This window comes from Bradyrhizobium sp. LTSP849, from assembly GCF_000938255.1.
GTDB lineage: Bacteria > Pseudomonadota > Alphaproteobacteria > Rhizobiales > Xanthobacteraceae > Bradyrhizobium.
Map to the genome: position 1 here is coordinate 400880 of NZ_JYMR01000023.1, position 11882 is coordinate 412761.

The following is an 11882-nucleotide window of genomic DNA, read 5'->3' on the forward strand; positions in this document are numbered from 1 at the left end:
ATGACACGAGCACTCGGACTGGTTCGGACAATCGCGCTGGCGACGGCCTTGTTCGGTGGCGCCGCGCAGGCGCAGACCATCAAGATCGGCGTCAACGAACCGCTCACCGGCGCGTTCGCGGCGTCCGGCACCTATGTCGTCAACGGCGCCAAGATCGCCGCCGACGAGATCAATGCCAAGGGCGGCATTTTGGGCAAGAAGATCGAGCTCGTGATCGAGGACAACAAGAGCAACCCGACCGAAGCGGCGGCCGTGGCGGAGAAGCTCATTACCAGCGACAAGGTGCCGGTCCTGATGGGCGCCTGGGGCTCGAGCCTGACGCTCGCCGTGATGCCGAAGCTGATCGAATATGAGACGGCGATGGTGGTGGAGACCTCGTCCTCGGGCAAGATCACGACCACCGGCAATCCCTTCATCTTCCGCATCTCGCCGCCCTCGGCGGTCGAGGCGGCTGCGTTCAAGGGCATCGTCGACAAGCTCGCCTTGAAGAAGGTCGACTTCCTCGTCATCAACAATGACTGGGGCCGCGGCACCGCCGAGGACTTCAGCAAGATGATGAAGGACAAGGGCATCAGCATCGGCCTTGTCGAAACCATGGATCAGGGCGCGCAGGACATGAGCGCTCAGCTTTCCAAGATCAAGAGCTCGGATTCCGAGACGGTCATCGTCACGACCGCGGTCGACCAGCTGACGCTGATCTTCAAGCAGGCCGCCGCGTTGGGCCTGAAGAAGCGCATCATCACCACCGGCGGCTCGCAGAACCCGGACCAGATCATCGCCCAGGCGGGAGCAGCCGCCAACGGCACCATGCATCTGACCACCTTCCTGCCCTGGTTCCCCGACAAGACGCCGAATCCGGAAGCAACCAACTATTTCATCTCGGAATGGAAGAAGCGCGGCTTCGAGTTCGCCGGTTGCACCGAGAGTTTTCGCGGCTATGACGGTATCCGCACTGTGGCGGCCGCGATCGAGAAGGCCGGCAAGGCCGAGCCGGCTGCGATCAAGGCGGCGTTCTGGGACATCAATATCAAGGGGCTCAACGGCGACATCGTGTTCCGCAAATCCGGTCCGGAAGGCAAGGAGAGCGGGCAGAGCCAGCCGAACGTGTATCTGATCGAGATCAACGACGGCAAGGTCGAGATGAAGACGCTCTAGAGCATGATCCGGAAAAGTGTGAAGCGGTTTTCCGAAAAGATCATGCTCAAACAATAACCTCGGCGATCATGGGCGAGGGCGGCACATCGCGGCCCTCGCTCATATGCGGCTCATTCGGGAACAGCCTTGAGCGAATTTCTTCAGCATCTGGTCAACATGCTTGTGCTCGGCGGCACCTATGCGCTGCTCGGCATCGGGCTCACGCTGATCTTCGGCATCATGAACGTCGTGAACTTCACGCACGGCGTGCTGTATACGTTCGGCGCCTACGTCATGTTCATCGTCGTGCAACAGCTCGGGCTGAACTTCTTCCTTGCACTGCCCGTCGCGGTGCTGGCCGGATGGCTGTTGGGCGCGGCCATCGAGCTGACATTGCTGCGGCCGCTGCGCGGTTCCGACATCGACACCACGATGCTGGTGATGATCGGCGCCTGGATCGCCATGCAGTCGGGCACGCTGTGGATCTGGGGCGGCGTCGCGAAATCGGTGACAACGCCGTTTCCGGAGTCGCCGCTCGTGCTGGGGCCGGTGTCCGTGTCCTGGCTCCGCTTGTTCGTGCTCGCCGCCGCGGCATTGTTGATCGTGGTGACGTACCTCCTGATCAACAAGACGAGCCTCGGCCGCGCGATGCGGGCGACGTTCCAGGACCACGACACGGCGTCGCTGATGGGCGTCAATGTCGACATGATCTACACCTCGACTTTCGCAATCGGGTCCAGCCTTGCCGCCGCGGCGGGGGCTCTGCTCGGTCCGGTTTACGTGATCTTCCCGCAGATGGGCGACCTTGCCGCCGTCAAGGCGTTCGCAATCGTCATTCTGGGGGGCCTCGGCAACATCACCGGCGCGGTGATCGGTGGCTTCATCCTGGCGTTGGCGGAGGAGCTTGGTGCCGGCTACGTCTCGTCCGGCTATCGTGACGCGATGGGCTTCCTGATCATCATCGCGGTCCTCATCTTCAAACCGACCGGCTTGTTCGCGCGCGCGGAGCGCGTCGGATGAGGATAGTCGTCACCATTCTCGCCGTCGCAGCCCTTGCCTCGGTGCCGCTCTGGCTGCGCGATCCCTACCTTCTGAACGCGCTGATCACGACCGGAATCTTCATCATCGGCGCGATGAGCCTCAATCTGCTGCTCGGCTTCACCGGGCAGCTCAGCCTCGGTCACATCGCCTTCTTCGGCATCGGGGCCTATGTCAGCGCGCTGACATCGCTCGGCTTCGACATCGGCCTGCCCGGCGGCGTGCGCCTGGTCCACGAGCCCTGGCCGCCGATCGTGGGACTTGTGTTTGCAATCCTGATTGCAGGACTGTGCGGCTATTTTGTCGGACTGCTCTCGTTCCGGGTTCGCGGCGCCTATTTCGTCATTGTCACGATCTCCTTTGCCGAGGTCGTCCGGCTGGTCGCGTTGAATTGGGTCGAGCTGACGCAGGGACCGCTGGCGCTGACCAACATTCCCTCCATCGTGCTGCCTTTGTCCGGCTTCGGCGAGCTGACATTGCGGACCAAGCTACAGAACTATTATCTCGTGCTGGTGGTGGCTCTCGTTGCCTATCTCCTGATCGCACGCCTCGTTCATTCGCATTTCGGCCGTGCAATGCGCGGGTTGATGGAGAACGAGACGCTGGCGGTCTCCGTTGGCATCGACGTGACGAAGACGCTGACGCTGGCGGCGGTGATCTCGGCTGCGATCGCAGGCGCGGCCGGCAGTCTCTACGCGCACTATATCCGGATCATCGATCCGGAGGTGTTTGCCTTCATCAACACCGTCACCATGGTGATCATGGTCATCAGCGGCGGCAAGGGCTCGCTCGCAGGCCCCGTCGTCGGCGGCCTGATCTTCGGTCTGCTGCCGGTCGCGCTGCGTCCGATCATGGCGCCGGAAGCGCAGTGGATTGCCTATGGCGGTGTGCTGATGGCCATTCTGTTCGTGCTGCCGCGCGGCATCGTGCCGTCGCTCGCGCAGCGATTGGTGCGGAGACGGAGCGGGACGGCGGCGCTGGCGCCGGTGGCCCTCGCCGAGACAGCCGCCAAGGAGCAGGCGTGATGACGGCGCGCAGCGTTGCCATGACGATCGAGCAGGTCGCGGTCCGCTTCGGCGGGCTCGTCGCGATCTCCGACATGAGCTTCACCGTCGGAGAGGGCGAGATCGTCAGCCTGATCGGGCCGAACGGCGCCGGCAAGACCACCGCCTTCAATGTCATGACCGGTTTCCTGGAGCCGAGCGCAGGGCGTGTCACCTATCGCGACACCGCGCTCAACGGATTGAAGCCGCATCAGATCGCGGATCTCGGCCTGATCCGGACGTTTCAGCGCACCAGCGTGTTTCCCAACGACACCGTCTACGACAATCTCCTGATCGGGCTGCATCGCCAGGGCAGGGTGCGGCTGCTTGACGCGATCCTGGGGTTGCCGGGCGCGCGCGCTTCGGAGCGCAAGTTGCGGCAACGCGCGAGCGAGCTGATCGAATGGGTCGGTCTCGAACGCCGTGCCCACGATGCAGCCGGGTCGCTCTCCTATGGCGAGCAACGGCTGGTCGGCGTCGCGCTGGCGCTCGCAGCGGAGCCATCGATGCTGCTGCTCGACGAACCCGTCTCGGGCATGAATGCCTCCGAAACCCACCGGTTCGTTGAACTCATTCGCGACATCCGCAGCCGCGGCATCACGATCCTGCTGGTCGAGCATGACATGCCGATGGTGATGACCGTCTCTGATCGCATCGTGGTGCTCAATTACGGCCGCATCATCGCCGAGGGGAGCCCGGATGTGATCCGCAACGATCCGGCCGTGATCGAGGCCTATCTCGGACATGGAGCGGCGCGTGCTTGAGATTCGCGACATGGTGTGCGGCTATGGCGGCGTCACCGCGCTGCGCGGCATTTCGCTCGACGTGAAGGCCGGGCAACTGGTCGCGCTGATCGGCGCCAATGGCGCCGGCAAGAGCACGACGCTGCGCGCGATCTCGGGACTGGCGCCGCCGCGCTCGGGCCAGATGCGGTTCGAGGGCATCGACATCACCGGGGCCAAGCCGCCGCGGGTGCTGGCCAGCGGAATTGCGCATTGTCCGGAAGGGCGGCGGGTGTTTCCGCACATGAGCGTGGAAGAAAATCTCGACATGGGGGCTTATCTCCGTCGTGGTTCAGGCGAGATCGCGTCCGATCGCGATCGCATCTATGTGGAATTTCCGCGGCTCGCCGAGCGGCGCCGGCAGGCGGCGGGCACGCTGTCCGGAGGCGAGCAGCAGATGCTCGCGATCGGACGGGCGCTGATGTCGCGGCCGCGGCTGATCATGTTCGACGAGCCGTCGCTCGGGCTTGCCCCCAACATCGTCGAGCGGACCTTTGCGATCATCCGCAGCATTCGCGATGCCGGCACCACGGTGCTGCTGGTCGAGCAGAATGCGTTTGCCGCGCTCGAGATGTGCGACCATGCCTATCTGCTCGAGAACGGCCGCATCGTGCTGTCCGGGGCCGGCACTGAGCTGATCGAGAACGCGCATGTGCGGAAGGCCTATCTCGGTGGATGATGCCGGTGTTCGTTCAGACGAGCCGGGATGGATTCCAGTCTGCGACCTCAGCCGGCTGAAGGCAGAGACGATCGTTCGTGTCGCCGGGCTCGACATGCTCTTGATCTGGAACGAGGGCGATGTCGTCGCGTGCGAACGCGCCTGTCCTCACGAACAGGCCGATCTCGGGCTTGGACACGTTGCGGCAGGACGATTGTTCTGCCCACGCCATGCGGCATCGTTCGATTTGCGCGACGGGGCGATCACGGCGGGCTGGCCGAGCCCACCGCTCCGGCTCTATCCGGTGCGGGTCACGGGAGAGCAGGTCTTGATTGATGCGGGGGGACAGTCGGCGCGATGATGGCATCATGCCCCTGTTTTGCCCGACGAGTCAAAGCTATCCGTGGTGCAGATTTGCCTTCAGAAACGACGTGGATTTGCCTTTGGAAACAAGGGCATTCCTACTGTGCATGGGGTTGTTTTCGCGTTTTCTAATCCAGTAGTCGGCGGGCAGCGTCCACCAGAATACCATCAGGACGACGGAGCGCCTCGAGAATGGTGAAATGGTCCGCGCCTTCGATCGGGATGAGCTTGCCGGGCGCATGCGTGGCCGCGCGCTTCTCATGGAAGTTGATTGAATCCAGCACGAGTGCCGGAAGCTCACTGCTGCCATAGGCGATATCGAGCCGCTTCTGCGTCACCGGCAGGCGCAGCGGCGAAAGCTTCGCAATCTCCTCGTCCGTCAGCTTCAGCGCGTTGTTCAGTCCGGTATCGCGGATCGGCGCGAGATCGTAGACGCCGGACATCGCCAATCCGGCATGGACGCGCGGATGGTCCAGCGCCATTGCCACGAGGTGGGCGCCCGCGGACCAGCCCGACAGCACGACCGGTCCGGAGATTCCGTAGGATGCGCCGTGCGCGGCGAGCCAGTCGAGCGTACGCGGGATTTCGGCAACGATGTCGGTCAGGGAAAACTCGGGCGCGAGCGAATAGCCGGGAATGGCGACCGACCAGCCATGCGCGGCGACGCCTTCGACGAGCATGGCGAACAGCTCGCGCGAATTGCGCTGCCAATAACCGCCATGCAGGAAGACCAGGCAGGGCGCATCGGGCTTCGCGGCCGGATAGAGGTCGATCTTGTTGTTCGCCCGCTCGCCGTAAGGCAGATCGAGATGGGATTTCAGCGTGCCCCGCAGCCGCCCTGAAGCTTCGTTCCGTTCGGCGATCAGGGCCGCGCTGTTCTTGACCGCCGTGTTGTTGTCATAGGCGGCGTCGCGTTCGGCCTGGGAAAGCGCGGACCAGTTTGTACGGGGATCGAGGGGCCGTTGTGTCGGGCGGGGGTCGTCAACCATGGAGTCTCCGTGCCGTCACGCGGCGGCTTGATCCGTCGGCTCGATTGAGGCGTTGGACCATTCGCGCCAAATATGGACCGAGATGGAGATCAAGAAAAGTGCCACGCCTGAATGGCCCGTATCCCGGTCGTGCGTTGCTCAGACCTGAAACACTTGCCGCGGGGAGCGTGTCAGGCACTCATGCCCCGTTGCGGTCACCAGCACCGTCTCGCTGATCGCGATGCCGTCGGCGGAGACGTACATGTGGAACACCATGCCTTCTTCCAGCGTCCAATGGGCCGTGGGCAGGAAGATGTGCGAGAAGTCGCTGGTGCGCGGGGTATGGAGCGGATAGCAGCCGAGCGAATAGCCGGTGATGTTGGGGTAGTCGGGCCGCAGGCCGTCGGCGAGCATAGCCTTTCGCGCCAGAGCATCGACGTCGGCGGCGTTGGCACCAGGCCTGATCGCCTCGAATTGCCGGTCCTGGATCTCGATCAGCCGCCGGGCGAGATGCGAACGGTGAGGCTTGATTTCGCCGATCACCGCCGAGCGCATCAGCCGGGCGCTATAGCCGTCGATATAGGGCAACAGCTCCATATGCAGGATATCGCCCTCGGCCAGCGGCTGCTTGGTCAGCCCGCCATGCAGGAACGCGTTGCCGACGCCTGCCGTAATGACGCCCGCGCGTGCGGCATCTGCGCCCTCTTGCATGAACACTTGATAGACCGCCGCCGCCGCGTCGCGGGCCGACTTGCCGGCGCCGGCAGCCTTGAGGGCGGCTGCGATACCGAGATCACCGATCTCGCTGGCGCGCCTGAGTACGGCGATCTCTCTTGCGCTTTTCCTGGTGCGCAGCGTCGCCATGACGCCGGAGAAGTCCACGAAGCTTGCGCTCGGCAATCGGGCTGCGAGCTGCTTGAAGCGGCGGAGCGGCATGCAATAGGAGTCTTCATCGAGGCCGACCCGTCCTCGAGCGCAGCCTAGCCGGGCGATCGTGTCGGCGAGCACCTGGATCGGGTCTTCCCAGTCGGCGAAGGCGACGGAGCGTGAAAGCCAAGAGCTCTCGGCGAACGGGCCAAGGTCGACAGCACGCAGGATCATGATCGGTTCGCCGTCGCGCGGCAGGAGGCATGCCCGGTACATGTTCTCCGATATCGAGAAGCCGGTGAGGTAGACGAGGAATTCGCTCTGGTCGACGATCAGAACATCGAGTCCGCGCGCAGCCATCTGTTGGCGCACCTGCGCAACGCGCGCTTCATATTCGTCGATCGGAAACAACATCGGAATTCACCCTCGGCATTCTCAGGCACAGATATCCAGAATGGCCAGCATGTAGATGCGGATCATGTCGATGAAGTCGACGATATCGACTCGCTCGTCGGGCATCGTGTTGTAGCGGCCGCCGGGGCCGCAGACGATGCCTTCCATTCCGCCGAAATAGTGCAGATGACCAGCATCGGTCCCGTAGAAGCAACTCGGGGCAACGGCGCCCGTCGGCTGCTCTTCTCCGCGCACTGCGCGATAGGCGCGGTTAACGGCCTCGACGATCGGGCTCGTGCGTGTCACTTCGAACGGCGGCATGGTCGGAACGCCGGAGCGGTCTTCCGACATGATCTCGGCCTTGAGGCCGGGAAACCGTGCTTCGAGCGCATCGAGCTCGCGACGCATGTCGGCCATCGCGCCGGCCTCGGTCTGGCCCGGCGCATAGCGGCCCGAGCCCTTGATCCGCACGAAATCGGCGACCTGGGGCGTGCGCCATTCGTGCAGCTCGCGGCCGAGCGCGCCGTGGACGACGCCGACATGGACGCGATTGATCCGCTCGTGTTCCGGCGAGAGGGCGCCCGAGAATTTCATCGCATTGAGGCGCGGAATGAGGTCGCACGCTGCTGTGATCGCGTCGACCGCTTCTTCGCGCTTGGACAGATGACGGGTATTGCCGGTCAGCTCGATGATGAACATGAACGCCGCGGCGTGCATCGTCATGGCCTTCAGATCGGTCGGCTCGGAGTTGATGAAATAGTCGGCGCGAAGTCCCTGCTCGACCAGCGAGTAGGTGCCGACGCCGCCTTGCAGCTCGCCAACCACAAAGGTGAGGATGACGTCGCCGCTGAGTTTGACGCCGGCGTCGATCAGCGTCTTGACCGCGCAGAAATAGGCGGCATCGCCGGCCTTCATATTGGAAACGCCGATGCCGTAGATGAAGGCGTCGTCGACCTTTCCGACCCAGGGATCGACGGTCCAGCCCTCGGTCACCGGGTTGGTATCGAGATGACCGTTGAACATCAGGCTCTTGCCGCCGCCGCTGCCCTTCCAGCGGCCGACGGCGTTGACCCGGCCCTCATTGCCGAAGGGCGAGAGCTCGGTCTCGAGGCCGAGCTCGCGCATGCGGCCAGCCATGAAGGCTGCGAGCTGTTTCTCGCCGTCCGATTTGGAGTAACTCTTGTGCTGCACCATGCGTGACAGGAGATCGAGGGCGGCGGGCACGTCGATGCGTGCGAGAAGCGCTTTGGCGTTGTGATCCATGGAAGGAAATCCTTGTCGTCAGCCGACCGGCACGGGAGAAGCAGCCATCAGTTCGCGCGTGTAGGGATGAACGTGGTCTGCATCGAAATCTTCGAAGGGTAACAGGTCGACCACTTCACCCCGGCGCATCACCGCGATGCGGTGAGCGATCTGACGGATGAGATTGAGATCGTGGGTGATGAAGAGAAAGGCGGCTCCGGTCGCCTCCCGCAGCGACAGAAGCAATTCGATGATCTGGGCCTGCACGGAGACATCCAGCGGCGCGGTGATCTCGTCGCAGATCACGAGTTTCGGCCGCGCAGCGAAGGCACGCGCGATGGCAATGCGCTGCTTCTCGCCGCCCGAAAGCTGATGTGGCCAGCGATTGGCGTAGGATGCAGGCAGGCGCACCTGGTCGAGCAGGCGGGGAATATCCGCAAGATCGCCGCCGTAGAGCTTGAGAGGACGCGACAGGATCTCGTCGATCCTGTGACGCGGATTGAGCGACGAATCCGGATGCTGGAAAATGATCTGCACGTCGCGGCGGTAAGCGGCGTTCATGTCGCGCAAGCCGTGGATCTCGTGCGCCTCGAAGGAGATCTTGCCTGAGAAGCGTGCAAGCCCGGTCAGGGCGCGCGCCATCGAAGACTTGCCGGAGCCGGATTCGCCGACGAGACCGAGAATCTCGCCGCCGCGAACCTCGAACCCGATCTTTTTTGTGGCCGGCGGCGGCGCGTCGCGGAACAGCCCGCCGCTGCCATATTGGACTTCGATGTCGGAGGCGGCGAGAAGGACCTGGTCACGCGGCATATCATGGACAAGGCGGCGTTCCGGCCTGGGCACGGCGTCCACGAGTACGCGCGTGTTGGCATGGCGCGGCGCGCGGAAGATGTCGGCCGCCGGCGCCTGCTCGACCAGGCGGCCGCGCTCCAGAACCGCGACACGGTCGGCGACGCGCGTCACAAGTGCAAGATCGTGGGAAATATAGAGCGCGGCAACGCCCGTCTCCCGGCGTAGTCGCGCGAACAGTTCGAGGATGCGCGCGCCGGTGATGACGTCGAGTGCGGTGGTCGGCTCGTCGAAGAGGATGACGTCGGGCTGGCAACCAAAGGCAGTGGCAATGACGACGCGTTGCTTTTCCCCGCCGGAGATTTCATGCGGATAGCGTCGCATGATCGCAGCCGGATTGTTGAGATCGACGTGACCGAGCAGCTCGATGGCGAGCGAACTGGCATCGCGCCGCTTCAGGCCGCGATGCCGTATCAACGCTTCCGTGATTTGCGTTCCGATGGTGAGGGTGGGATTGAGCGATGTCGAAGGATCCTGAAACACCATCCCGAGACGGCGTCCTCGGATCTCGGTCAGCGCGCGCGGGCTCAGGCGCTGAAGATCGATATCGCCGAGCTGCAGCGAGCCTGCGACTTCGCTAGCGTTGTCGGGTAGATGGCGCATCAGTGCCCAGGCAAGCGAGCTCTTGCCCGACCCGGATTCTCCGACGAGGCCCAGCACCTCGCCCGGCGCGATCTGGAGTGAGATGTCGTGCAGTACGCGCACCGGTCCAGCGGCAGTCACATAATCGAGCGTGTAGTTCTTGATGGCGAGCGCTGGGATCACCGCTCGTCCTTCGGATTGAGGGCGTCGCGAAGACCGTCGCCGACCAGGTTGAAGGCAATGGCAGTGAGCGCGATCGCGGCGGAGGGCGCGATCAATCCCCAGGGCGCCTGATGCATGTACTGGCGCGCGTCCGCCACCATGAGCCCCCATTCGGATGCGGGCGGTTGGGCGCCGACGCCGAGAAAGCTCAGCGTTGCGAACAGCATGACGGCGAAGGACACGCGGATGGTGGATTCGATCACGATCGGCGCCATGACGTTCGGCAACATCTCGCGAAAGATGATCCAGTGCGCTCCCTCGCCACGCGCGATGGCGGCCTTGACATAGTCCTGATTGCGTACGTTGAGCGCGGCCGAGCGGGTCACCCGCGCCATGCCCGGCGCAAAGGCCACAGCGATGGCAATGACGGCATTGCCCGCGCCGTTGCCGAGCGTTGAGACCAGCAACAGGGCCATCAGAAGGCCTGGGATTGCCATCACGGCATCGTTGGTGCGCATGATGGCCTCGTCGGTTCGTCCGCCGAGATAGGCAGAGCCAACGCCGATGATCGCTCCGGCTGCGCTGCCGACGAAGGTGGCGATGAAAGCGAGCGGCACGGTCGAACGCGCGCCGACCATCAGACGGCTCAGGATGTCGCGGCCGAATTGATCAGCGCCAAGCCAGTTCTGCCAGCCGGGTGCGCGAAACCGGCCGAGAAAATCGATCTTCTCCGGCGCATAGGGCGCCAATGCGGACCCGAACAGGCAGGCGGCCGCGATCAACGCCAGGAGGAGGACGCCGATAAAACCCTGTGGTCTTCGCATCAGGCGGATGAACAGCTCAGTCATAGCGGATCCGCCGGTCGAGAAACGCATAGGCCATGTCGGCGAACGTATTGGTGACGGCATAGGTCGCAGCCATGATCAACGCGCCCGCTTGGATCGATGGCAGGTCGCGCGTGGTGATGGCGACCATCAGCGCCCGCCCGATGCCGGGAATGGCGAATATCTCCTCGATCACGATGATGCCGCCGAGCAGGTAGCCGACGTCGAGCGCGATGATGGTGACGACCGGCAACAGCGCATTGCGCAGGGCGTGGCGAAACAGCACGGTGCGTTCCGGCAAGCCCCTCAAGCGCGCGGCGCGGATATAGTCCGATTTCAGCACGTCGAGCGTCTCGGAGCGCATCATGCGCATGACGTGCGCGACGAGGATCACCGAGACGGTGAGCACAGGCAGCGCCAGATGACGGATGCTGTCGCCGAAATCCTCCAGTGGGGAGACGTAGCCGGTCGCCGGCAGCCAATGCAACGTATCGGCCAGCAGAAGGGCAAGCAGCGTCGCGGTGACGAACTCCGGCAGCGAGACCCCGAGATAGGCAATGAGGCTGACGCCCGTGTCGGTGAGCTTGCCTTGCCGCAGCGCCGCTAACACGCCCAGCGGCACGGCAACGGCCAGCGTGACCAGGATGGCCGACACGGCAAGCAGCAGCGAACGCGACAGCGCCGTCAGCATTTCCGGGCCGACCGGCAGGCTCGTGCGCATCGAGATGCCGAAATCGCCGGTGAAGACGTGGCGGGCCCAGTGCGCATATTGCAGCCAGGCCGGATCGCCGAGCCCGAGCTTTGCCCTGAGCGCGGCCAGCATTTCGGGCGTCGCATTTTCCCCGAGCAGCGATTGGGCAGCGTCGGCCGGCAGAATCTGCGTGATGGTGAACACCAGCATCGAGACCACGATGACGGTGTAGACCATCAGCATCAAACGACGCGCAAACCAGGCCGGCGTCACCGAGCGTCTCCGG

The 11882-nt window shown here is 63.9% G+C and carries 12 protein-coding genes; 6 read left to right on the plus strand and 6 right to left on the minus strand.

Features of this window, described 5'->3' with window-relative positions; genetic code table 11:
- The 6 genes from UB31_RS17680 (at position 1) to UB31_RS40460 (ending at position 5016) form a co-directional block, all read left to right on the plus strand.
- Positions 1 to 1155, plus strand: a complete 1155-nt coding sequence (locus tag UB31_RS17680; RefSeq protein WP_045011771.1) for an ABC transporter substrate-binding protein — start codon at positions 1 to 3, stop codon at positions 1153 to 1155.
- 126 nt (positions 1156 to 1281) lie between these two features.
- Positions 1282 to 2154, plus strand: coding sequence for a branched-chain amino acid ABC transporter permease (locus UB31_RS17685; RefSeq protein ID WP_045006995.1), 873 nt, complete (start codon positions 1282 to 1284; stop codon positions 2152 to 2154).
- Positions 2151 to 3197 carry a branched-chain amino acid ABC transporter permease gene (locus UB31_RS17690; RefSeq protein WP_045011772.1) on the plus strand — a complete coding sequence of 349 codons (1047 nt, stop codon included), beginning with the start codon at positions 2151 to 2153 and terminating at the stop codon, positions 3195 to 3197. The genes UB31_RS17685 and UB31_RS17690 overlap by 4 nt, the downstream gene beginning before the upstream one ends.
- Positions 3197 to 3979 (plus strand): ABC transporter ATP-binding protein, encoded by a 783-nt coding sequence (locus UB31_RS17695; protein WP_045011773.1) that lies wholly within the window; start codon positions 3197 to 3199, stop codon positions 3977 to 3979. Before UB31_RS17690 ends, UB31_RS17695 begins: the two co-directional genes overlap by 1 nt.
- Entirely contained in the window at positions 3972 to 4676 is a 705-nt protein-coding gene (locus UB31_RS17700) for an ABC transporter ATP-binding protein (RefSeq protein WP_045011875.1), read from the plus strand. Before UB31_RS17695 ends, UB31_RS17700 begins: the two co-directional genes overlap by 8 nt.
- Positions 4648 to 5016 carry a Rieske (2Fe-2S) protein gene (locus UB31_RS40460; RefSeq protein WP_082078546.1) on the plus strand — a complete coding sequence of 123 codons (369 nt, stop codon included), beginning with the start codon at positions 4648 to 4650 and terminating at the stop codon, positions 5014 to 5016. Before UB31_RS17700 ends, UB31_RS40460 begins: the two co-directional genes overlap by 29 nt.
- A 130-nt stretch (positions 5017 to 5146) precedes the next feature.
- Here the strand turns inward: UB31_RS40460 and UB31_RS17710 are convergent, their stop codons facing one another.
- The 6 genes from UB31_RS17710 to UB31_RS17735 form a co-directional block, all read right to left on the minus strand.
- Positions 5147 to 6007, minus strand: a complete 861-nt coding sequence (locus UB31_RS17710) for an alpha/beta hydrolase (RefSeq protein WP_045011775.1) — start codon at positions 6005 to 6007, stop codon at positions 5147 to 5149.
- Between the two features lie 138 nt (positions 6008 to 6145).
- Positions 6146 to 7267 (minus strand): M24 family metallopeptidase, encoded by a 1122-nt coding sequence (locus UB31_RS17715; RefSeq protein ID WP_050044791.1) that lies wholly within the window; start codon positions 7265 to 7267, stop codon positions 6146 to 6148.
- 21 nt (positions 7268 to 7288) lie between these two features.
- Positions 7289 to 8509 (minus strand): M20 family metallopeptidase, encoded by a 1221-nt coding sequence (locus UB31_RS17720; protein WP_045011776.1) that lies wholly within the window; start codon positions 8507 to 8509, stop codon positions 7289 to 7291.
- Positions 8510 to 8527: 18 nt separating this feature from the next.
- Positions 8528 to 10102, minus strand: a complete 1575-nt coding sequence (gene nikE, locus UB31_RS17725; RefSeq protein ID WP_045011777.1) for a nickel ABC transporter ATP-binding protein NikE — start codon at positions 10100 to 10102, stop codon at positions 8528 to 8530.
- Positions 10099 to 10929 (minus strand): ABC transporter permease, encoded by an 831-nt coding sequence (locus UB31_RS17730; RefSeq protein ID WP_045011778.1) that lies wholly within the window; start codon positions 10927 to 10929, stop codon positions 10099 to 10101. The genes nikE and UB31_RS17730 overlap by 4 nt, the downstream gene beginning before the upstream one ends.
- On the minus strand, positions 10922 to 11833 hold the full coding sequence (locus UB31_RS17735) for an ABC transporter permease (protein ID WP_502691262.1): 912 nt from the start codon (positions 11831 to 11833) through the stop codon (positions 10922 to 10924). The genes UB31_RS17730 and UB31_RS17735 overlap by 8 nt, the downstream gene beginning before the upstream one ends.
- Positions 11834 to 11882: the final 49 nt, after the last annotated feature.